Raw genomic sequence first — 22,676 nt, forward strand, 5'->3', positions numbered from 1 at the left:
TGTTAACTGAGCCCCTCTCTTCGCAAGATTACTTCTGGTAAACGATTTCGACGCCTTCGTCGTCTTCTTCATCCCAGTCGTCATCCCAGTCGTCATCCGCTTCAGCTTCCACTTCAGCGATCTGTTCACGGTGGTAATCATCCCACATGAACTCGACTTTCTCCGGCGCACTTTCTTCGATGGCCATGGCTTTCGGTTGGGTATTGATAAACTTCATCACGTCCCAGCACAGCGCATTGACACCTTCGCGATTGACCGCGGAGATCATGTAGTACTTACCTTCCCAACCCATGCCCTCTGCAATCGCCTTGGCACGTTCGGCAGCTTCTTCTTCACCTATCACATCAATCTTGTTGAAAACCAGCCAGCGGGGCTTCTGCGTCAGATTCTCGCTGTACTGATTCAACTCATTGATGATGATTTTGGCATTTTCTACCGGGTCAGACTCATCGATTGGGGCGATATCCACCAGGTGCAGCAGCACGCGGCAGCGTTCCAGATGCTTCAGGAAGCGAATACCCAGACCAGCGCCGTCAGCGGCACCTTCGATCAGCCCAGGGATATCGGCAACCACGAAGCTTTGCTCATGGTCCATACGCACCACACCCAGGCTTGGCACCAGAGTGGTAAACGGATAGTCAGCCACTTTCGGCTTGGCAGCAGACACTGCGCGGATAAAGGTCGACTTGCCGGCGTTCGGCAGGCCTAACATACCCACATCGGCCAGCAGCAACAGTTCCAGCAGGATGTCACGAGCTTCACCGGCGGTACCCAGCGTTTTCTGACGCGGAGCACGGTTAACAGATGATTTAAAACGGGTGTTGCCCAGACCGTGCCAACCGCCCTTCGCCACCATCAGACGCTGCTCATGACGGGTCATGTCACCGAGGATCTCGCCGGTGCCCTGATCCTGCACGCGGGTACCGACCGGTACCTTGATGGTAATATCTTTGCCACGCTTGCCGGTACAGTCACGGCTCTGACCGTTTTGGCCACGTTCCGCGCGGAAAGATTTCTCAAAGCGGTAGTCGATCAGCGTGTTGAGGTTTTCGTCCGCCAGCAGATAGACGTCACCGCCATCGCCACCGTCACCACCATCAGGCCCGCCGTTCGGGATATACTTTTCGCGACGGAAGCTGACGCAACCATTACCACCGTCACCTGCAACGACCAAAATCGCTGCTTCATCTACAAACTTCATTTACCGTCTCCGTAAATCATTCACCGGGCTGCTTCAAAGGAGCAACCAGGCGGGGTTCTGCCCGTCGCGGCCACCAACGGTGACCAATTGCGGAAAACATGGCACCCGCTACCACCACGAAAGCACCGACATAGCCAACGACGTTTAATGTCGGGGCGGCGAATACCTGTGGCCAAGCCAGCGCCAATAAATCTGAAAAAAGCAGGGTAAACAACGGTGTTAGCGTCACTAACGCGCTCACCTGTGCCGCCTGCCAGCGCGCCATGGCTTCAGCCAGCGCACCATAACCAATCAGCGTGTTGGCACCACAGAACAGCAGACAGGCTAATTGCCAGCCGCTGAGCTGGAAAATCACCTCCGGCCTGGCCAGAGGAAATAACGCCACTGCACATAAAGTGTACAACATTACCAGGATTTGCGGCGAGGCCAATCGACGCAGCAACACTTTCTGCGCAACGCCATAAGTAACCCAGACCATTGCCGCACACACCCCCAACAACACCCCAAGGGTGTAATCCGTCAGGCGGGTGAAAATTTCAAGCAGGCTGACGTTGAAAAACAACAGCAATCCGCAGATCAGCATCAGCGCGCCAATCACCTGGGTGATACGCATCCGCTCTTTTAAAATCAGCACGCTGGCAAACATCATGCCGACCGGCGACAACTGGCCGATCACCTGCGATGCGGTCGGGCTGAGATACTGCAATGAAGAACTGAAGAAAATAAAATTCCCCAGTAAGCCTGCGGTGGCGACGGCCAAAATCAACAACCAGCGCGGTTGGCGGAACAGGGTCACCGGCGGCAACTTGCCGCGCACGGCCAAAATAAGCCCCAACCCAAGTGCAGCCATGGTAAATCGATACCAAACGATGGTAAACGGCTCCATCACTACCAGCACTTCTTTCATCGCAATCGGCAATGCACCCCAGCAAACTGCCGTAGTCACCGCCAGAGAAATGCCAATTCCGACCTGCTGTTTCGTTTCCATCTTACCTTTGCCAGCGCTGACGGGCCGATACACAAGCAGCCCATAAATGTAAAAAGCCCCGCAACGAATTGCGGGGCTTACATCTATTTAGTAAGGCTCGGAAAATTATTCAGCTTCGATGCTGATAAATTTACGATTGCTCGGGCCTTTAACTTCGAATTTGACTTTACCGTCTTTCAAAGCAAACAGAGTGTGGTCTTTGCCGCAACCCACGTTGGTACCAGCGTGGAATTTAGTGCCGCGCTGACGAACGATGATGCTGCCTGCCAGTACTGCTTCGCCGCCAAAGCGTTTTACGCCCAGACGTTTAGCTTCTGAATCGCGACCGTTACGAGTCGAGCCGCCAGCCTTTTTGTGTGCCATTAATCTGCTCCCCTAACTTAAGCGCTGATGCCGGTGATTTTAACGTCAGTGAACCACTGACGGTGGCCCTGCTGCTTACGATGGTGCTTACGACGACGAAACTTAACGATCTTAATTTTCTCGCCACGACCGTGAGCAACGACTTCAGCTTTGATCTTACCGCCATCGACGTAAGGAACGCCGATTTTGATATCTTCGCCATTAGCGATCATCAGAATCTGGTCAAACTCAACTGCTTCACCAGTTGCGATGTCCAGCTTTTCCAAGCGAATGGTTTGACCTTCGCTTACTCGGTGTTGTTTACCACCACTTTGGAAAACCGCGTACATATAAAACTCCGCTTTCCGCGTGCCCAACTGTTTAGTACAGAGCGCGCTATAAATATTCACAATAGGGCGCGAATTCTACGCAATAATCCAGCATATGACAAGAGCAGAATAAGACCAGAAGCAGAAAAAAGAAGAAAAAAAGCACAGTTTCTTTCATGGCGTTTATCTGAGCCGTTTTTCAAGTACAATCAGAGGGACAGTTACCGCCATGTACCGATGTGAGCAGCGATCTCAACGCGGTGAAGAGAAACACAGCTGAAAAAAATACAATGAACCTAGAGCAAATTACCGAGTTAACCGCGCAAGATATGGCGGCCGTGAACGCAACAATTCTCGAACAGCTGAATTCCGATGTCACGCTCATCAATCAGCTTGGCTATTACATTATCAGTGGTGGCGGTAAACGCATCCGCCCGATGATCGCCGTTCTGGCGGCGCGGGCGTTGCATTATCAGGGTGATAAACACATTACCGTTGCTGCGCTGATCGAATTCATTCACACCGCGACCCTGCTGCATGATGATGTGGTGGATGAATCAGATATGCGCCGCGGCAAGGCCACCGCCAATGCCGCATTCGGCAATGCTGCCAGCGTGCTGGTCGGCGACTTCATCTATACGCGTGCTTTCCAGATGATGACCAGCCTGGAATCGCTGCGCGTGCTGGCGCTGATGTCCGAGGCCGTCAACGTGATAGCCGAAGGCGAAGTGCTGCAGTTAATGAACGTCAACGATCCGGACATTACCGAAGAAAGCTACATGCGGGTGATCTACAGCAAAACCGCACGTCTGTTTGAAGCGGCGGCGCAGTCCTCAGCCATCCTTTCAGATGCAAGTGAAGCAGAAGAAAAAGCGCTGCAGGATTACGGTCGCTACCTTGGCACCGCTTTCCAGTTGATCGATGACCTGCTCGATTACAGCGCCGACGGCAGCACGCTGGGTAAAAATACCGGTGATGACCTCAATGAAGGAAAGCCAACACTGCCGCTACTGCACGCCATGCATAACAGCGAAGGCGCACAGAAAACCATGATCCGTGGGGCTATTGAACAAGGTAACGGCCGTCACTTGCTGGAACCCGTGTTGCAGGCCATGCAGCAATGCGGCTCGCTGGAATATACCCGCCAGCGTGCTGAGGAAGAGGCTGACAAGGCCATCGCTGCATTGCAGGTTCTGCCGGAGTCCGCTCATCGTGCCGCGCTGGAAGGATTAGCGCATCTTGCGGTTCAACGTGATTTTTAAGAAATAATAAACGTCTTGCTGTTTCCACAGACCCGCACTGCGGGTCTGCTCATTTCTCCGCTGAAATACGCGCCAGTAAACTACCGATCCCTTCTCGCATCAGGAACTCCAAAACTTTCTCGCGTTCGCTCTCCGTCAGGTGGTAGAAATATTCGATCCACACGGCCAGCGGATCCTTTCGGTCCAGCTCATAGCTCGCAGGTTCTTCTTTTAATACCAATAAATTACGCGTTCCTGCAGGCAAGCTGTCAATATGGTATTCCAGTGCTTTCCCCTGCACGCCTTTACGCCGACGACTGTTCCAGCCTTCACGACGCGCCATCAAATTTATTCCCTGTGGTGAGGAAGGTAATCCTGCTACGCCTGTCAGTTCCTTGGCGGCAAACCACTCTTTTTTCATAGCCATGTTCTCTGGAGAAAAGTCGGCGAATATCTTTTTTGGGAAATTTATTGGATATTTTTTAAGAAATTTAGTGGTATCCTAGTTTCCGTATAAGCGTTTCATGTTGTTCAAACGATTAATTTTGACCTGTTAGTTATACCACTAACAGAACTTTCGCTAATCAAAAAAGGAATGCAAACATGAACTCAAGGAACAAGGATTGGCATCCGGCGGATATCATTGCGGCTTTACGTAAGAAGGGAACCACACTGGCGGCGGTATCGCGCAAGGCGGGGTTAAGCTCATCAACGCTGGCGAATGCGTTGTCGCGTCCCTGGCCAAAAGGGGAATGGTTAATTGCCGAATCACTTAACATCCATCCTGCAGAGATTTGGCCAAGCCGTTATTTCGACCCCTACACCCATAACCTGCTGGATCGAAAAGCCCGCATCCGGTCATAGCTGCGGGCATAAAAAAACCGCCGGTACGCTGTCCGGCGGCCTATGCATACTCATGCACAACTGAATGATCAGTTATTGATAAACTTTTCGCCCAGTTCGATATCTTTGTGCAGAACATCCAGCATGTCTTCCAGCGCTTTCTGTTCGAACGCGCTCAACGCACCGATGTCTTTGCGTTCTTCAACGCCATTCTTACCCAGCACCAGCGGCTGTGCGAAGAAGCGAGCATATTTGCCATCACCTTCCACGTAAGCACATTCCACCACGCCTTTTTCGCCTTGCAGCGCACGAACCAGAGACAGGCCGAAACGCGCCGCCGCCTGGCCCATTGACAGGGTTGCAGACCCGCCACCGGCTTTAGCTTCAACCACTTCAGTACCCGCATTCTGGATACGCTTGGTCAGATCAGCCACTTCCTGTTCGGTAAAGCTCACACCAGGGATCTGTGACAACAGTGGCAGGATGGTCACGCCAGAGTGTCCGCCGATTACCGGTACGTTCAGCTCTTCCGGCTGTTTGCCTTTCAGCTCAGCCACGAAGGTGTTGGAACGGATGATATCCAGCGAGGTCACGCCAAACAGTTTATTTTTGTCATAAACACCGGCTTTCTTCAGCACTTCTGCTGCGATAGCTACGGTGGTGTTAACCGGGTTGGTGATAATACCGATACAGGCTTTCGGGCAGGTTGTTGCCACTTGCTGGATCAAATTACGCACGATGCCCGCGTTCACGTTGAACAGATCTGAACGATCCATGCCTGGTTTACGTGCAACGCCGGCAGAAATCAGTACCACGTCCGCACCGTGCAGAGCTGGAGTCGCGTCTTCGCCACTGAAGCCTTTGATTTTAACTGCGGTTGGGATGTGGCTTAAATCGACGGCAACGCCTGGGGTAACGGGGGCAATGTCGTAGAGAGAGAGTTCAGAACCTGAAGGAAGCTGGGTTTTGAGTAGAAGGGCGAGGGCCTGGCCGATACCGCCAGCAGCACCGAGAACTGCAACTTTCATCCTATACTCCTTTATTATCTTAAATATATAAAGCGCCGTGAATATGTTGGGTACGGACCTTAAATTATTACACCTTTAAAAACAATCTCTTAACAGTCTGTTTGAGAACTGGCGCAATAAAACGGCCGATGTCGCGCTCATCTTAGATTAAATCGCTTACGCATTAAGGGCATAGCGCACACTAATCAAAAATACTGCGAGGTTATTCACGAGCAAGTTAACCGGCGGTTACATTACACCCTTACACAACATCAGAACAACATCATTTTAATAACATTTTCTTTACCACCGCAGACGGCTTTTTAGGTCATGGAAAGGGCATATTCATGGGATACAGATTTTGTTAAAATGCTGCCCTTTCCTCGTTGCCCGGGCATTTTTGTTTTTTCCAGGCGTCCTTTTATTGCATAAAAATTCATTTATATGCATAATAACCACTTCTATTGTCAACATTCCACGGTGCAAAATGCGTAATCCCGCAAAGCAGGAAGATCTGATCAAGGCGTTTAAAGCGTTATTGAAAGAAGAAAAATTCAGTTCTCAAGGCGAGATCGTTTTGGCGCTGCAAGAAGAAGGCTTCGAAAACATCAACCAATCCAAAGTATCGCGCATGCTGACCAAGTTCGGCGCGGTGCGTACGCGCAATGCCAAAATGGAAATGGTGTATTGCCTTCCGGCCGAACTCGGCGTGCCCACTACCACCAGTCCACTGAAAAACCTTGTGCTGGACGTCGATCATAACGACGCCGTGGTAGTGATCCACACCAGTCCTGGCGCCGCGCAGTTGATTGCCCGCCTGCTGGACTCGCTGGGTAAATCCGAAGGGATCCTCGGCACTATCGCCGGTGACGACACTATTTTCGTTACCCCGGCCAGCAGCTTTACCGCTCGCCAACTGTACGAAGCCATCCTGACGCTGTTCGAACAAGAGTTATGATGCATAGCGCTAACAAAATGCGGCTAGCGGTCGCGTTTTGTTAGCACTTCTTTAACCCTACCCTTACCTTTCCCTCATCCCCTACCACGTTTAAAACCAGGTTTCCTCCACACCACAACATATTTCAATGACATTTCTCCGTAACCAGTGATAGCTACTGCCATCTTCCGCACTTTTGGTCAAAAGCACTTACCCTATTGAAATTACATAGATTTAACATTGAAAGATCGTTTTATAAGCGATTTTTATTCCATCTGGTTATTAAAAATAAGGAACACCATAATAAAGTTTCACAAGAAACTGTTAGCTAACTATTAATTTTTGACGTTACTAGATGTATACTCATTTCCGTGACGTAAATCACAGTTCATTGGAACTGATAAAAGAATACGAAAAGGTGAAATCATGAAAATTAAAGCTACCATCGCAACCATGAGCGTTCTATCCATGCTTTCTTTCGGTGCATTTGCAGCACAATCTGTTGATGCAAATCAGGCCGCAAAAATGCAGGCTGCAGGCACTATTACCGTCAGCGGCGTTGCCGGGGCACCTTCGGACATCCGTCAGGCACTGTCTGAAAAAGCCGATGCCAAAGGGGCAACCGCTTACCGTGTAATCGAAGCGCGTAACGAAGGCAACTTCCACGCCACCGCAGAAATTTACAAATAAGTACAAGGTGTTACCCGGAAACGGGCAATAGAACTCTGGACCCCAGCATTACCGATAACAGCCTTCAAGTATAAAAACGCTGCAAAAGCCCTTCCAGGCGGTTATCGCAACAGGACCCAATATCATGAACATGAAAACTACCCTCGCCGCACTCAGCCTGCTGTCAGTCGTTTCGTTCGGTGCTTCTGCCGCTACGCTAATCACTAATGACCAGGCCAACAATCTTCAGTCTGCCGGTACCATTACCGTCAGCGGCATTACCGGCGCGCCTTCCGATATTCGCCAGGCCCTGTCTGACAAGGCCGACAAGCAAGGCGCTAAAGCCTACCGCGTGATCGAAGCCTACGAAAACGGCAACTGGCACGCGACTGCAGAAATCTATAAATAACAATTCAGGGGACATGCTTACCGAACTGATTACCCTCGTCACTGCCACTGCCGAGTTCTGTCGTAAGTACTGATTCCCTGAAGAAGCTTCGTCGTCCTATCCGACGGACCCCGTTGCCCTCGCTCGCGAGGGCTTTTTTACGCCCATAAAAAAGGACCGTTACCGGTCCTCTGTACAAAACTTTTAAAATTTATCAGGCAATCAATAGGTTGCTTTCGGTTCCGGTTTGTTGGCCAGAGCCTCCAACAGTCGATCGTGGATCCCGCCAAAGCCGCCATTACTCATCACCAGAATATGGTCACCCGGCTGGGCCGTTTTCACGATCATATCCACCAGCGTGTCGAGATCGGCGCTCCAGTGGGCCGGTTGAACGCAGGCCTCCGCCACCTCCGCGACCTGCCAGGGGATATGGTGCGGCTGGAACAGGAACACTTCATCAGCGCGGCCAAGGGAGGGTGCCAGATCGTTCTTGCTAATTCCCATCTTCATGGTGTTGGAACGCGGTTCAAGCACGGCCAGAATACGGGCGGTGCCGCCGACTTTGCCACGGAGCGCGGCCAGGGTCGCCAAGATTGCCGTTGGGTGATGGGCAAAATCGTCATACACCGTAATGCCATTGGCTTCACCACGTAGCTCCAGGCGACGACGAGCATTGATAAAGTCGTCGAGTGCGCGGCAGGCATCTGCAGGTAATACACCAACATGACGGGTGGCGGCAATGGCCATCAAACCGTTATGCATATTGTGTTCACCGACCAACGACCACTTAACTTCACCTACCTGCTCACCGTTGAGGAATACCGCATAATGGCTGGCGTCCGGTGTCAGTTTCTGCGCACGCCATACGCCGTCCTCTCCAACCAGCTCCTGCTCACTCCAGCAGCCCATCGCCATCACCTGTTTCAGGTGGCTGTCGTTATCAGGCAGAATGATCTTGCCCTTGCCAGGTACCAAACGCACCAAATGGTGGAACTGTTTTTGGATCGCTTTCAGATCGTCGAAGATATCGGCATGATCAAACTCTAGGTTGTTCAGGATCAGCGTGCGCGGGCTGTAATGCACAAACTTGGAACGCTTGTCGAAGAACGCACAGTCATACTCGTCGGCTTCGATCACAAAGAACGGGCTGTCGCCCAGGCGAGCAGAAACGTCAAAGTTACCCGGAACCCCACCAATAACAAAGCCCGGCTGATAGCCGCAGGCTTCGAGGATCCAGGTCGCCATACCGGCGGTGGTGGTCTTGCCGTGCGTTCCGGCAACGGCCAGTACCCAGCGATCGCGCAGCACATAATCATGCAGCCACTGTGGGCCGGAAACGTAAGGGATGCCCCGCTCCAGTACCGCTTCAACGCACGGATTACCGCGTGTCATGGCGTTACCGATGATCACCAGATCCGGCACCGGATCCAGCTGAGCCGGATCGTATCCCTGGATCAGGTCGATCCCTTCCTTCTCCAACAGCGTGCTCATCGGCGGATAGACATTAGCGTCAGAGCCGGTCACCTCATGCCCCAGCGAACGTGCCAGCACTGCCAGCCCGCCCATAAAGGTGCCACAGATCCCAAGAATGTGAATGCGCATAGTTTTCTCATAGAGTACGTCGAATGTTGGCCCCATTCTAACGCCCAGAATCATCCAGAAGAAATGGATTTGCCTATGAATAGCGTTCATCTTTGGGCTACACTGCTCGCGAATACGTTGGCGGTTTGTTAACAAACCGCTACCCATCCGTAGATTCAGGGATTGTGTCATGAAAACGTTAGGCGAATTTATCGTCGAGAAACAGCACGACTTCTCTCACGCCACCGGCGAGCTGACAGCGTTACTTTCTGCAATTAAACTGGGCGCCAAAATCATCCACCGCGATATCAACAAAGCGGGCCTGGTTGATATTCTCGGTACCAGCGGCGTTTCCAATGTACAGGGTGAAGTTCAGATGAAACTGGACCTGTACGCCAACGAAAAGCTGAAAGCGGCATTGAAAGCACGCGGTGAAGTTGCGGGTATCGCTTCTGAAGAAGAAGATGAAATCGTGATATTCGACGGCGAGCGGGCTGAAAATGCCAAGTATGTGGTGCTGATGGATCCGTTGGACGGCTCGTCCAACATCGATGTCAACGTCTCGGTCGGTACGATTTTCTCTATCTATCGTCGCATTACCCCGGTTGGCATTCCAGTGACCGAAGAAGACTTCCTGCAGCCAGGCAGCGCTCAGGTCGCCGCCGGTTATGTGGTTTATGGTTCATCCACCATGCTGGTGTACACCACCGGTTATGGCGTGCATGCCTTTACTTACGATCCTTCTCTGGGCGTGTTCTGCCTCTCTCATGAGAAAGTTCGCTTCCCGGCCAGCGGCAATATGTATTCCATCAACGAAGGGAACTACATCAAGTTCCCGCGCGGTGTGAAGAAATACATTAAATATTGTCAGGAGCAGGACGAAGCAACGCAGCGTCCTTACACCTCACGCTACATCGGTTCACTGGTTGCCGACTTCCACCGCAACCTGCTGAAAGGCGGCATCTATATTTATCCAAGCACCGCCAGCCACCCGCAAGGTAAGCTGCGCCTGCTGTATGAATGCAACCCGATGGCGTTCTTGGCAGAACAGGCCGGCGGTAAAGCCAGCGACGGTAAAAACCGTATTCTGGACATTACCCCGGTGAAACTGCACCAGCGTGCACCGTTCTTCGTCGGCACCAAATCCATGGTGGAAGACGCCGAGCGCTTTATCGCCGAGAATCCGGACGAATAACCGGTTCTATGCGGGGGGCGCATTTCGCCCCCCTGCATTCAGAGTTTGAACGCCGCCATACTCTGCGCCAGCAACTGGGCCTGCTCCTCCAGCGAGCGCGTCGCTGCCGCCGACTCTTCGACCAATGCCGCATTTTGCTGCGCCACCTGATCCATCTGTGCCACCGCCAGGTTGACCTGCTCAATACCGCTGCTTTGCTCACGCGTAGCCGCAGAAATCTCCCGCATCAACGCCGTCACACGCCCCACTTCGCCGGTGATCCCATTCATGGTTTTCGCCGCAGACTCGGCCATCTGTTCGCCTTCCTGCACCCGATTTTGCGATGCTTCGATCAACCCTTTAATCTCTTTCGCCGACTGCGCGCTACGTTGGGCCAGGCTGCGTACCTCACCGGCCACCACGGCGAAACCACGCCCTTGCTCACCCGCACGTGCCGCTTCTACCGCCGCATTCAGCGCCAAAATATTGGTCTGGAAAGAGATGCCATCCATCACGCTGATAATATCGGCGATGCGCCGTGAGCTGTCGGTTATCGCCTGCATCTTGTTCATCACTTGGCTGACCACCTCACTGCCCTGATTGGCAATATCAGAGACGCTCAGCGCCAATTGATTGGCTTGTTCACAGTTCTCGGCATTCATTTTCACCGTTGAGGTCAGTTGCTCCATGCTGGCGGCAGTTTCCTCCAGCGAAGCGGCCGACTCTTCGGTACGCTGTGCCAGATGCTGGTTACCGGCGGCCAACTCGCGTGAACCGGTGTCGATTTGGCTACTGGCGTCACGCACCTTACTGACTGAACTGGCCAATGCCTGTTGCATCCGCTGCATCGCACGCACCAGACGGCCCATTTCAGTTTCCCCTTCACCGGTGATGTGGTGCGTCAGGTCGCCGCCGGCGATATGTTCCAGTTGGGCAATGGATTCATCCAGTGGCCGCAGGATAATTATCCGTAGCGCAAACCAGGCCAGTACCGCCAGCAATACGCTGAGCAGGCCGGCAACCAGGATCAGTGTAATCTTGGTGCTGGCGTTACTTTCCGCCTCATGCACCCGTTGCTGACCGATCTTCATGGCAAAGCTGCGGAAATCGCTGAGGTCTTTTTCGAAAGCGATGCTCAGGGCGGAGATTTTGGTTTCCTGGATGTCGTAATAGTCATCAACTTTGCCGGCCTTGATGGCATCGGCCATTGGCCTGACGCCTTGCTCCAGATAGGCGCGATAGCTGTTTTGCAAACGAGTGGACAATTCGCGCCCACGTTCGGTAACGGTGCCGACGCTGACAAAGCGCGCCATTTCCTGCTTTGACTGCGCAAGGTAGTCATAAATGCGCCCCACCGTGGCATCGGACACCTCGATCTGGCCGATTTCGCGCTGGCGTACCGCCAGTGAGGCGGCCGTTCTGGCACGCAACGTCAGGTTGGAGCTGCTGGCCAACGATCCCAGTTCTTCCCCCAAAATCTGGTTCAGGGTATGTAACGATCGCGATCCTTCGTTAATGGCGTTGACGCCGATCGTGCTGACCATAATCAACAGCAGCGTCATCAGGCTCAGCAGGGCAATCAGCCCGGCCTTGACCGTAATCTTTTTTAACATGAGTGGTTCCCGGCTTCAGAAATAGTGAGTTCTAACGTAGAGGAGGTAAAACGCAGAGCCAGACTTCGCCGACTCATTATTATTTGATGAAGTTATCGGCAACCGCGGGGAAAACTTAACGCCGTTGGAGGATTAATCTGGAAATTCAGTGGATGACCGTCTGCCGGGGCGAGGGTGATGAAAAGGGCAGGAAATCGCAAAAGAGTCCGCTATAATAGCCGCCACTCCATTTCTGGTTTGATTAAAGGAAACCGACATGAGCTTGCTTAACGTCCCTGCTGGCAAAGACCTGCCAGAAGACATCTACGTAGTTATCGAAATCCCGGCCAATGCCGATCCGATCAAATATGAAATCGACAAGGACACCGGCGCGCTGTTCGTTGACCGTTTCATGTCCACCGCGATGTTCTATCCGTGCAACTACGGTTACATCAACCACACCCTGTCTCTGGACGGTGATCCGGTTGACGTATTGGTACCAACGCCATACCCGCTGCAGCCTGGCTCAGTGATCCGCTGCCGTCCGGTGGGCGTACTGAAGATGTCCGACGAAGCCGGTGAAGATGCGAAACTGGTTGCCGTTCCGCACAGCAAACTGAGCAAAGAGTACGATCACATCAAAGATGTGAACGACCTGCCGGAACTGCTGAAAGCACAGATCTCTCATTTCTTCGAGCACTACAAAGATCTGGAGAAAGGCAAATGGGTGAAAGTGGAAGGTTGGGCAGATGCTGCCGCAGCCAAAGCTGAAATCATTGCTTCTTTCGAACGTGCTGCCAAGAAGTAATTCTTAGCCGCCGTCCGATAAAAAAACACCGCTCAGTGAGCGGTGTTTTTTTTACTTTTCGTCGAGACGCCTCAGCCAGTCACCGCTATTAATTCGCGGGTAACCGTCCACGCTGTGTTTATACAGGTAGATCCACGCACTGCCATAAGGCGTCTGAATCAGCTCGCGCTTATAGTCCCTGGTGTTGCTTTTCAGTTCGTCCAGCTCAGCCAAAATCGATGAGTTGATGCGGTACACCTCACAATGTACCGTGCCCTCTCCAGGGATCGCCGCCGGGTAATGGCCCAGATTATAAATCTGATAGCCTTCGAGCTCATGCTCGCCGAGCCATTGGGCGTTGGTCATCCAATGGCTGTTTCCCTGTTTGCGTCGTAAACTGCCGTAGACAATTATTCGCATCGCTAAAACTCAAACTGATAGAGCAAATCTAATGCCTGGTCGAGACCAGACACCGCTTCAAGATACAATTTAGGCATCAGGCGGTAACGTAACGTCAGCGTGGCCAGCGAGTCGAAAATACCCACCCCATATTTTACTTGTAAGCCTGGGAGAACATAACCACTCACGACAACCTGGGAACTGTCGCCAACCCCCTGAGTATCCAGGGCCAAATTACTTACGCCAAACGCCTCGCCGATTTTACCCACAAGTTGACCACTTTGTGCAACCCCCATCCCAATTAACATTGAGGTCATTGCGTTGCCATCTGCGCCGGAACTGCCCAATCCCTGTCCGCGCAGCAGATAAGACAGCGCTTCCTGCTGGGATTTGGCCGGATCCGAGAATACTTCCAGCTTCGGTGCATCCGCCAACCCGGTGACCCGCACCCCTGCGGTGACGTCGTCTTCGGTAGAGTCCGGATTACGGATCGCCTCAAGATTCAGCAACGGCTGATCCGGCGGCCCAGAGAACATCAGTTGGCCCTTGCGAACGATCAAATCCTGACCATAAGCATGGAAGCGACCGGAAGGGATGTCAATCTGGCCGTTCAAGCCCAGGCCATTCTTATCCTGCACCACTTTCAGATCGCCCTTCAACCGGGCCTTCAGACCAAAGGCATCCAGGCGCACATCGTTGCCAACGTGGATCATCAGGTTGCTGTTGATCGGGATCGAAGCCGTTTTTGGTTGTATCGGTTTAAGTTGGTCATCCAGCATCACTTCATCGGAAGAGACGCCGACCGCGCTTTCCGGCAGATCTTGTACCGTAATACGCGCCCACGGAATGTCGACCGAACCATTGAGTGAGAACAGCTGCGGCGTCGCCTCGAAGATCAGATCCGGTGATACATCGATACGGATCATCGGCGGCACCGTCACCCGCAATTTATCGCCCTTGGCGGCGATACGCGCACGCCAGGCGTTGATGTCGCGCCAGTCAGCGTCACCGGACAGATTAAGCTGACCGTGGGTGGTACTGACCAGCCCTTCCAGCGTCGAGGTCATGCCGTCAAAGTTCATCGCCAGGCGACCTTCGGTCATGTCAAACGGCATCCAGTGACCGTCGATATCGACCTTGTCCAACGCCATGCGGCCATACACCAAAGGTTTCTGCGCGCTGCCGCCCAGGCGCAGGTTGGCATTCAGCATGCCCGCGGCTTTCTCCCCTTGCATCAGCGCCGGGTTAATCATCGCCAGTGAAATGTTGGTGATGTTGACGTTACCGCTGATATTGCGGCGTACCTGCGGATCGGCAATCTGTACGCTACCGTCAAACTGACCATTGTTCGTCAACTTGATCAGCCAGTCGGCCTGTGCACGACCATTGGCGAGGCCGGCGTTAAGGTTCAGCTTGTCGAAGGCAATCGGCAGCGCATTACCCTGCACCTGCTGTACCACCTTCACCCCGTTGCCCACCAGCGAGACTTTCGCCTCCGGCAGCGCACCACCCGGTTTCCAGCTCACGTCCGCCCGCCCGGTGAACACGCCGCTCAGCGCCGTTTCCGGCCCGAGGAAAGGTTTGATCATCGCCAGATCAAAGCGGTTCAACACCACGCTGGCCTGACCGCTCTGGCCGGCTTCGATGGTTTTCGGTACGCAAAGTTCGGCATTCGGGTTCTGCCAGCAATGTGGCCCGATGCTGATTTTCTGTGCGGTATTCAGGTAATCAAGCGCGATGTCACGGGTTAACCGCCATTCCCCCACCGGGGTATCGAAGCGAGTATTGTTCAGGTTGCCACGCCAGCGTTGCTGTTGGCGATCAAAACTGCCCTGCAGCGCCAACTGACCGGAGACCGGTTTGCCGTCAATTTTCAGTTGCAGCTGATGCTGCTTCTCACTGCCTTTGGCAGTAAGCTGAAGCAGGCTGATGTCCAACGCATCCTGTTTCAGTTGTTCGACGCGTACCGCCAACTGCCCTTGGATCTGGTCGCTGGAGCGCACGTCACCGTCAATTTTCACCCGGTTGATACGCAGCGCCTGCCACTGCAGGCCGGAAGCGGTCAGATCGGCCAGCAACTGAGGTGCCTGCAGGTTACCGCGCAGTTTCAGCAGGCCTTTCGCCGTACCGCCCAATCCTGGCAGTGCGCCGTCCAGACGCGGTGCGTCGATGTTCGCATCCAGGTTCCAACTCTTCTCGTCCAACTGACCTTTGACGTTCAGTTGGTTACGTCCCAGGGTCAGATCGATACCCGGAATTTTCCACTGGCCGGCAGCGTTACCACTGAGCGTACCGCGCGCGGTGACCTTGTTTTGCTTCACGTTACCGTCGAGCTGTAACACCGGCACCTGTAATTGCCAACTGCCACCGTGCAGACTGCCGCGGGTGGTGATTTTGCCGTCCAGCTTCGCCGGCCATTCCGGCCACTGTTTGGCGGTATTGATACCGCTCAGCGTCAGCTGTGAATTCCAACTGATGGCCTTGCTCCAGTCCACCAACGCAGTCAGATCGGTATTGCCCTGCAAGGCCGCCAAACGCAGGCGATCCAGTTTGAACTGTTCAACGTTGCCTTTGCCGTCCAGCGTCAACACCGCCGGTGGCAAGTCCTGGCCTTTGATATTGGCGCGGGTCGACAACGCATAGTCGGTTGCCTTGCCGTTAAAGCGCAGGCGGAAATCATTGATCTGGTACTGCGATTCGCCGCTCAGCGGCCATTTCAGCTGCTTGCTTTGTAGCGTCAGCGCCAGCGGTAAACCGACTTCGGCCAGTTGGGTTTGCAGATCAAGCTGCGCGCCGACCGGACCGGACAGGTTGAGCGCTACCTTCAGTTCTTCACGCAGCCCACCGCCGATGTTCAGTTTGACCTTTTCACCCTTCAGCGGATCGATGTTCAGCGTGCTATTCGCCACCATCTCCACCGGCCAGGTGCCCGTCAGTGTGGCCTGCCCCTGTGCCGACAGCGTGCCTTGTGGGGATTTGACATCGAAATTGTCCAGCTTGATATGCTGATCCAGAGTGCTGGCCTGCAGCAACAGGCTGGTGATCAGCACGTCGGTGTCACCGGTCAACCGCAGTTGTTCACCGCTGATCTCCTTGACGGTGATATCCAGCGGCAGGCGAATGTCCGGTAAATCCGGCAGCAGTGGCTTGGCGAACAGGGCTTTCAGTGTTTCACCCAGCGGCTTCTCTTCCGGTTGTGGTGCTGGCTTCGCGCCCTGACTGGCTTTTTCCTCTACCTTTTTCGCCACCTCGACCACCGGTTGTACCGCTTCCGGTAACGGGTTCTGTGGGGTTTTCGGCAGGGCAATCAGCAAGCCGCTGATTTTGGTTGGCAATAAGGTCAGCGCGCGCTCTTGCCACTGTGCACCGGTACGGAACTCGCTAAGGGAAATAGCCGTATCGTCTACGCTGACCTTAACGTTGTTCAACGCCAGCATCCGCAGGGTAATCGGATATGGCGTACTCAGGTTGGTGGTCGGCTCGCTGGTTTCTGCCACCGGCGCGGACGGCGTCATTTCTTTAGTTTTCACCACCACGTCCACGTCCTGTGCGGTCAGAGCATTGACACACAGCGAACTGTTTTTAAAACAGGCCAGATCGAGCGACAGATGGAACTGTCCGGCATTCACCGTCACGCCCGGCATCTGGTATTTCACGCCTTTCAGCGTCAGGTCACGCCAGCCGCCAGTGACGCTGGCAATATCCAGCCCCGGCACCCAGCGCGCCGCACTGTTGATAACCAAATGCAGGCCACTGGTGGTCCCGAGCAGGTATGCAACGCCGCCGATCAGCAACAGCAGGACAATCAGAAATCCGAGACAAATCTTTTTTATCAGGCTCATAGTTCAGGCCCCAAACCAATATAGAACTGCACCCCGTGGGTGTCTTTATCCCCCACCGGGGCGGCAATATCCAGCTTCACCGGGCCAACAGGTGACTGCCAGCGCACGCCGAAGCCGGCACCGGTCTTAAAGTCGCTCTGCTTGATATCGTTCACCGCCTCGCCGGAATCGACAAACACCGCGCCCCACCATTTGCCGGTCACGTTGTATTGATACTCCAGCGAGCCGGTCAGCATTTTGGAGGCGCCGGTCAGCTTGCCGTCATCATCACGGGGTGAAATGCCCTTGTACTTATAGCCGCGGATACTGCGGTCACCACCGGCGAAGAATCGCAGATCCGGCGGTACCCTTTCAAAGTCGTTGGTTTCGATCCAGCCCACCTGCCCACGCGCGACAAAACGGTGCTTGTCAGCCAGCGTACGGATCCAGACGTTCTGCGCCTGCATCAGCGCAAAGTCCACGTCGGAGCCCCAGGTGCTGTCGGACACATCGATAGAATAACGCTGACTGTCCCCCCAGGTTGGCATCAGGCCGCCGCGCGAGCGGGTACGGTTAACGCTGACGCCCGGGTACAGCAGCATGGTGGTGTTGGTGACGTTACCCTGAGTAAAGTGGTCAAGACGCCAGGTCAGGTTCAACGCCCGTTGCCAGCCGCTGGAGAGATCCCAGTTACGGGAAACCACCGCTTTTGAGGTGACGGACTTGGTATCGTTGAGATCGACGTTCTTGAAGCCGCCCTGCAGCAGGTAGTACTGCTCCAGCGGGTTCTTCAATAACGGGATTTTATAGGTCAAATCAAGCTGCTGCTCCGGAGCCGAAATGCTGGCGCTGGTTTCCAGACTGTGGCCGCGGTCATTAAGCCACGGCTTTTTCCAGGTGCCTTTGATCCGGGGACCGACGTCGGTGGAATAACCCACCCCGGTTTCGATGGTATTACGAGTGCGCGGTGACACCAACGCATCTAACGGCAAAATCTTGTTCTCTTTGGCATCTTGGAAATCAGGGGACACCACCACCGAGTTAAACCAGTTAGTGGCGGACAAACGGCGATTCAGCTCGGCCAAATCCTCCGAACTGTAATAACCCCCCTGATGAAAGGGCACCAGATTTTGCAGATAGTCTTCACGGATTTGCGAGCCGGTGAACTTCACCTGGCCGAAGCGGTAACGCTGCCCACTGTTGAAATCGATGTCCCAATAGGCCTTATGCAGATCTTCCGCCACGCCGAGCTGGCTCTTGGTCATATCGGCATCGAAATAGCCTTTACGCAATGCCAGGCCGGTCAGCGAACCTTTAAAGCTGTCATATTTACCGTGATTGAGGATCTCCCCTATCGTCGGCTTGCCTTTCTTGACCAGCGTCAGATAGTCTTCATCGGTTTTCGCACCGCCTTCCAGCACGATATTGGCACCGGCAATTCGCACCGGCTCACCTGGGTTAACCTTGGCGTGCAGCACCGGACGAGCCAACCCTGGCCGGTCATCCAGCGTAAAGTCGATGGTTGGCTCATAATAGCCGAGCGCTCGCAGGCCCTGACGGACGGCTTCATCCACACGGGCGCGAAAGCGGCCATCCGTGCTGACCTCTTCCGGCGTGATGGACGACAGACGCACCCGGACGTTTTTTTCCAGTTCCCCACTAAGTCCTTCAACCTGCAGCCGCACATTCGCCGAATACGCCGCAGGCGTGGCGAGCAGCGCACACAAAAAGCACAGGGCACGGTATCGTGGCACGCGTTCTCCTTAATTTATTTTACTTTCCTGTAATAACACTCACTCTGGGGCCAGGGCCTACTCCGCGCTATCAAGACGGCAGCCCTTTTCAGCATGATTCCAGACGCTGCATGTTACGGTTTTACTGCCGCAGTAAACTGGCGCATTCTTATCTTTTGGCGCTCTAAATACTGCGTTAAGCTGATACATAATCCCAATATGTAGCTTATTGTGGGCAAAGTTGCGGTTAGATACAACTTAACTGCCGCGACTTAGGTCAATTCTTACTGTGACAACAGGAGTCAACCGTGGTGCCATTTTTTGATAAAACACAAACCGTCGACAAGGCAAACTCACTGCCTGGCCGCACCACCCCCATGCCGGTTGCCACACTCAACGTGGTCACCGATCATTCAATGACCCAGGTGCCGGACGGTATGGCGGTGGCGATCTTCGCCATGGGCTGTTTCTGGGGTGTAGAGCGCCTGTTCTGGCAGCAGCAGGGCGTCTACAGCACCGCAGCCGGCTACAGCGGTGGCTATACGCCAAACCCAACCTACCGCGAAGTGTGCAGCGGCCAGACCGGTCACACCGAAGTGGTGCGTGTGGTATTCGACCCGAAAATCATCAGCTATAAACAGTTGCTGCAGGTGTTTTGGGAGAACCACGACCCGGCGCAGGGTATGCGTCAGGGCGGTGACGTCGGCACCCAGTACCGCTCAGCGATTTATACGCTGACACCAGAGCAGCAGGCCGAGGCGGAAAGCAGCCTGCAGCGTTTCCAGCAGGCGATGAACGAGGCCGGCGATAAACGCACCATCACCACCGAAGTGGCACCGGCACTGCCGTTCTACTATGCGGAAGACGACCACCAGCAGTATCTGTACAAGAATCCGGAAGGGTACTGTGGTCTGGGCGGTATCGGCGTGTGCTTGCCACCCCAGGGCTAAGACACCGATTGACGGTAATTTTTTAACCGCTGGCGGCCCCTGTAGGGCTGCTGCTATACTGTGCGGGCCGCTTCTGCGGCCCGATAACCTTCTTTCTGGTTGTTATCGCTACTTTTTTTACAATGTACTACCCTTCCTCAAGAGCGCCGTCATCCCGTCGGCACGTATGGATAGATTATGTTAAACAGTATTTTACTGATTCTTTTTCTGATCGCAGTGAGTGCGTTTTTCTCACTGTCGGAAATTTCTCTGGCCGCGTCACGCAAGATTAAACTGAAACTGATGGCTGACGAAGGTAACGTCAATGCCGCCAAAGTCCTCAAACTGCAGGAAACCCCGGGGTTGTATTTTACCGTGGTGCAGATTGGCCTGAACGCCGTGGCAATTCTCGGCGGTATCGTTGGCGATGCAGCCTTTTCCCCCACTTTCCAACCGATTTTCGACCGTTTCCTGTCGCCTGAACTGGCAGAGCAGGCAAGCTTCATCTGTTCGTTCGTGCTGGTGACCAGCCTGTTTATCCTGTTCGCAGATTTGACCCCGAAGCGCATCGGTATGATTGCACCAGAGACGTTTGCCGTCCGGATCATCAACCCGATGCGTTTCTCGATCATGATTTTCCGGCCGCTGGTGTGGTTCTTTAACGGCATGGCAAACCTGATCTTCCGCCTGTTCAAACTGCCGATGGTGCGTAAAGATGACATCACCTCTGACGACATCTATGCGGTGGTGGAAGCCGGAGCTCTGGCGGGCGTGCTGCGTAAGCAGGAACATGAGCTGATTGAAAACGTGTTCGAACTGGAATCACGTACCGTGCCTTCGTCGATGACCTCGCGTGAAAGCGTGGTTTACTTCGATCTGCGTGAGACCGAAGAAAGCATTATCCAAAAGGTCTCGACCCATCCGCACTCCAAGTTCCTGGTGTGTGACGGCAATATCGATCAGGTAGTCGGCTATGTGGACTCCAAAGACCTGCTGAACCGCGTTCTGGGCAATCAGAGCCTGGTACTGAGCAGCGGCGTGCAGATCCGTTCGGCGCTGATCGTGCCGGATACCCTGACGCTGTCCGAAGCGCTGGAAAGCTTTAAAACCGCCGGTGAAGACTTTGCGGTTATTCTCAATGAATATGCGTTGGTCGTGGGTATCATCACCCTGAATGACGTGATGACCACGCTGATGGGCGATCTGGTGGGCCAGGGCCAGGAAGAGCAGATCGTGGCGCGTGATGAGAGCTCATGGCTGATTGAGGGCGGTACGCCGATCGACGATGTGATGCGTGTCCTGCACATTGATGAGTTCCCGCAGGCGGGCAACTACGAAACCATCGGCGGCTTTATGATGTACATGCTGCGCAAAATCCCGAAACGCACCGACTTCGTGAAATATGCCGGCTACAAGTTTGAAGTGGTCGACATCGACAGCTACAAGATTGACCAGCTGTTGGTGACCCGGCTGAGCGACAAACCGGCGTCGGTACTGCCGAAGGCACCGGAAGAAAACCCCGCAGCCTGATCCCAAGCGATAAAAACGTCAGCGGCCCCATCGGGGCCGCAATTATTTTAGCTTTTGCAGGTGCTCTAACTATTACCCTATGAAGGTAGTCTATCAACCCATCTCAGTCTGCAGTAACAGCACCTGACGATTGACCTCTGACATCACGCTGAAGTGGCGCCGGTCACGAATTTTCGGTAGCAGGATTTTCCCTTCATCGAATTCGAACGCGCCTACATCTTTGATATACAGCCTGCCACGAAACAGGGTCTTTACGTACTTCGCCACTTTCAACGGATTATAACGCTGGAAGATTCTCATTCTATTACTCTCCTCCGTTTGGTCCATGCGCTCAGCGAGCCGCCAAGGTGGCAGCCTCTAAAGTAAGAACGCAACTTGATTGCCATGTAGTAGACCTAGTAAAGACTATATCGTTCACTTCTGCCCGGAGATCTTCACTGGATTTACACTTTTTGACAGAATTGTATATGATTATATATAACTTTTTCAGTATATCCCTTCAAAATCCAGGTATTAGCGGCCAGAAGAAAGAACTGAGATCCGGCTAACAGGACAGACCTCCGATCACCACCTATGCTTTAGGCTGTCGGGTGCTGTCGGCACCGTTTCCCCTTCAAGGAGAAGGCATGAAAAAAAGTCACATGCTCATTGTATCCCTGCTGTTTGCACCCCTTTTGGCCTCTGCGCACAACTTCCAGCTCCAGCAACGCGTCGCGCCGATTGGCGTCAGCGACAAGGGGGAGTTGAACTACGCTAATGATAAGTTTAGCTATCAAAACTGGAATAGCGCGCAGCTCAGTGGGAAAGTGCGAGTCATCCAGCATATTGCCGGGCGCAGCTCCGCCAAAGACATGAACGACCCACTGATAGAAGCGATTAAGAAAGCCAAGCTACCGCACGATCGTTACCAAACGACGACAATCGTGAATACCGATGATGCTCTGCTCGGCACCGCGATGTTTGTCCGCAGCAGCATTGAAGACAGCAAGAAAGAGTTCCCCTGGTCGCAGTTTGTGGTCGACAGCAACGGCAACGTGCGCAAAGCCTGGGATCTGCAGCCGAAGGGTTCAGCCATTGTGGTACTGGATAAGCAAGGCAGGATCCAGTTCGCCAAAGACGGCGCGCTGACGCCGGAAGAGGTGCAGCAGGTGATGACCCAACTGCACCAGCTCCTGGCGAACTGAT

General features: G+C 53.7%; 22 protein-coding genes. 10 read left to right on the forward strand and 12 right to left on the reverse strand.

The window, feature by feature from the left end:
- Positions 1 to 28 precede the first annotated feature (28 nt).
- From cgtA to rplU, 4 genes are all read right to left on the reverse strand, one after another.
- The gene (gene cgtA / locus OC597_RS23040; protein ID WP_261256907.1) at positions 29 to 1,201 is read right to left on the reverse strand and encodes an Obg family GTPase CgtA; all 1,173 of its coding nucleotides are present in this window, start codon (positions 1,199 to 1,201) and stop codon (positions 29 to 31) included.
- A 16-nt stretch (positions 1,202 to 1,217) separates the two neighbouring features.
- Entirely contained in the window at positions 1,218 to 2,189 is a 972-nt protein-coding gene (locus OC597_RS23045; protein WP_261256905.1) for a DMT family transporter, read from the reverse strand.
- 105 nt (positions 2,190 to 2,294) lie between these two features.
- A complete protein-coding gene (gene rpmA / locus OC597_RS23050; protein ID WP_004933559.1) occupies positions 2,295 to 2,552 on the reverse strand; it encodes a 50S ribosomal protein L27 in 258 nt (85 codons plus the stop codon).
- Between the two features lie 17 nt (positions 2,553 to 2,569).
- Complete coding sequence (gene rplU, locus OC597_RS23055; protein ID WP_012004933.1) at positions 2,570 to 2,881, reverse strand: 50S ribosomal protein L21; 312 nt, start codon at positions 2,879 to 2,881, stop codon at positions 2,570 to 2,572.
- 269 nt (positions 2,882 to 3,150) lie between these two features.
- Between rplU and ispB the strand changes: the two genes are divergently transcribed.
- Positions 3,151 to 4,122 (forward strand): octaprenyl diphosphate synthase, encoded by a 972-nt coding sequence (ispB, locus tag OC597_RS23060; RefSeq protein ID WP_261424978.1) that lies wholly within the window; start codon positions 3,151 to 3,153, stop codon positions 4,120 to 4,122.
- A gap of 49 nt (positions 4,123 to 4,171) precedes the next feature.
- Here ispB and OC597_RS23065 read toward each other — a convergent pair whose 3' ends face one another.
- Positions 4,172 to 4,522, reverse strand: a complete 351-nt coding sequence (locus tag OC597_RS23065) for a DNA-binding protein (protein ID WP_262210631.1) — start codon at positions 4,520 to 4,522, stop codon at positions 4,172 to 4,174.
- Positions 4,523 to 4,704: 182 nt separating this feature from the next.
- Here OC597_RS23065 and OC597_RS23070 point away from each other — a divergent pair, with 182 nt between their 5' ends.
- The gene (locus OC597_RS23070) at positions 4,705 to 4,965 is read left to right on the forward strand and encodes a helix-turn-helix domain-containing protein (RefSeq protein ID WP_261256901.1); all 261 of its coding nucleotides are present in this window, start codon (positions 4,705 to 4,707) and stop codon (positions 4,963 to 4,965) included.
- 68 nt (positions 4,966 to 5,033) lie between these two features.
- Here OC597_RS23070 and mdh read toward each other — a convergent pair whose 3' ends face one another.
- Positions 5,034 to 5,972 (reverse strand): malate dehydrogenase, encoded by a 939-nt coding sequence (gene mdh, locus OC597_RS23075; RefSeq protein WP_261256900.1) that lies wholly within the window; start codon positions 5,970 to 5,972, stop codon positions 5,034 to 5,036.
- A 466-nt stretch (positions 5,973 to 6,438) separates the two neighbouring features.
- Between mdh and argR the strand changes: the two genes are divergently transcribed.
- The 3 genes from argR (at position 6,439) to yhcN (OC597_RS23090) (ending at position 7,966) form a co-directional block, all read left to right on the forward strand.
- On the forward strand, positions 6,439 to 6,909 hold the full coding sequence (argR, locus tag OC597_RS23080; RefSeq protein WP_020824937.1) for a transcriptional regulator ArgR: 471 nt from the start codon (positions 6,439 to 6,441) through the stop codon (positions 6,907 to 6,909).
- Between the two features lie 405 nt (positions 6,910 to 7,314).
- On the forward strand, positions 7,315 to 7,578 hold the full coding sequence (yhcN, locus tag OC597_RS23085; protein WP_099064488.1) for a peroxide/acid stress response protein YhcN: 264 nt from the start codon (positions 7,315 to 7,317) through the stop codon (positions 7,576 to 7,578).
- A gap of 124 nt (positions 7,579 to 7,702) precedes the next feature.
- Complete coding sequence (yhcN, locus tag OC597_RS23090; RefSeq protein ID WP_261256898.1) at positions 7,703 to 7,966, forward strand: peroxide/acid stress response protein YhcN; 264 nt, start codon at positions 7,703 to 7,705, stop codon at positions 7,964 to 7,966.
- A 201-nt stretch (positions 7,967 to 8,167) separates the two neighbouring features.
- Here yhcN (OC597_RS23090) and mpl read toward each other — a convergent pair whose 3' ends face one another.
- Positions 8,168 to 9,547, reverse strand: coding sequence for a UDP-N-acetylmuramate:L-alanyl-gamma-D-glutamyl-meso-diaminopimelate ligase (gene mpl, locus OC597_RS23095; RefSeq protein ID WP_261256895.1), 1,380 nt, complete (start codon positions 9,545 to 9,547; stop codon positions 8,168 to 8,170).
- A gap of 169 nt (positions 9,548 to 9,716) precedes the next feature.
- Between mpl and fbp the strand changes: the two genes are divergently transcribed.
- Positions 9,717 to 10,721, forward strand: a complete 1,005-nt coding sequence (fbp, locus tag OC597_RS23100) for a class 1 fructose-bisphosphatase (RefSeq protein ID WP_099064485.1) — start codon at positions 9,717 to 9,719, stop codon at positions 10,719 to 10,721.
- A gap of 38 nt (positions 10,722 to 10,759) precedes the next feature.
- Here the strand turns inward: fbp and OC597_RS23105 are convergent, their stop codons facing one another.
- Positions 10,760 to 12,313: a methyl-accepting chemotaxis protein gene (locus OC597_RS23105; RefSeq protein WP_261424979.1), complete on the reverse strand. Its 1,554-nt coding sequence runs from the start codon at positions 12,311 to 12,313 to the stop codon at positions 10,760 to 10,762.
- 256 nt (positions 12,314 to 12,569) lie between these two features.
- Between OC597_RS23105 and ppa the strand changes: the two genes are divergently transcribed.
- A complete protein-coding gene (gene ppa / locus OC597_RS23110; protein WP_085119444.1) occupies positions 12,570 to 13,100 on the forward strand; it encodes an inorganic diphosphatase in 531 nt (176 codons plus the stop codon).
- A 51-nt stretch (positions 13,101 to 13,151) separates the two neighbouring features.
- Here the strand turns inward: ppa and OC597_RS23115 are convergent, their stop codons facing one another.
- From OC597_RS23115 to tamA, 3 genes are read right to left on the reverse strand one after another with little or no spacing between them, the layout of a single operon-like run.
- On the reverse strand, positions 13,152 to 13,499 hold the full coding sequence (locus OC597_RS23115; protein WP_261256893.1) for a gamma-glutamylcyclotransferase family protein: 348 nt from the start codon (positions 13,497 to 13,499) through the stop codon (positions 13,152 to 13,154).
- A gap of 2 nt (positions 13,500 to 13,501) precedes the next feature.
- Positions 13,502 to 17,320: an autotransporter assembly complex protein TamB gene (gene tamB / locus OC597_RS23120; RefSeq protein WP_262210634.1), complete on the reverse strand. Its 3,819-nt coding sequence runs from the start codon at positions 17,318 to 17,320 to the stop codon at positions 13,502 to 13,504.
- Entirely contained in the window at positions 17,317 to 19,053 is a 1,737-nt protein-coding gene (gene tamA, locus OC597_RS23125; protein ID WP_262210636.1) for an autotransporter assembly complex protein TamA, read from the reverse strand. Before tamA ends, tamB begins: the two co-directional genes overlap by 4 nt.
- Positions 19,054 to 19,340: 287 nt before the next feature.
- Here tamA and msrA point away from each other — a divergent pair, with 287 nt between their 5' ends.
- Both msrA and paeA read left to right on the forward strand, forming a co-directional pair.
- Entirely contained in the window at positions 19,341 to 19,982 is a 642-nt protein-coding gene (gene msrA / locus OC597_RS23130; protein WP_410071726.1) for a peptide-methionine (S)-S-oxide reductase MsrA, read from the forward strand.
- Positions 19,983 to 20,159: 177 nt separating this feature from the next.
- Entirely contained in the window at positions 20,160 to 21,491 is a 1,332-nt protein-coding gene (gene paeA / locus OC597_RS23135) for a polyamine export protein PaeA (RefSeq protein WP_099064481.1), read from the forward strand.
- A 93-nt stretch (positions 21,492 to 21,584) separates the two neighbouring features.
- Here the strand turns inward: paeA and OC597_RS23140 are convergent, their stop codons facing one another.
- Positions 21,585 to 21,791 (reverse strand): stringent response modulator YtfK, encoded by a 207-nt coding sequence (locus tag OC597_RS23140; protein WP_012004917.1) that lies wholly within the window; start codon positions 21,789 to 21,791, stop codon positions 21,585 to 21,587.
- 326 nt (positions 21,792 to 22,117) lie between these two features.
- Between OC597_RS23140 and OC597_RS23145 the strand changes: the two genes are divergently transcribed.
- Positions 22,118 to 22,675 (forward strand): YtfJ family protein, encoded by a 558-nt coding sequence (locus OC597_RS23145; protein ID WP_099064480.1) that lies wholly within the window; start codon positions 22,118 to 22,120, stop codon positions 22,673 to 22,675.
- The last annotated feature ends 1 nt before the right edge of the window (position 22,676 follow it).

Source organism: Serratia proteamaculans (assembly GCF_946227095.1).
In the GTDB taxonomy this organism is placed as follows: Bacteria; Pseudomonadota; Gammaproteobacteria; order Enterobacterales; family Enterobacteriaceae; genus Serratia; species Serratia proteamaculans_E.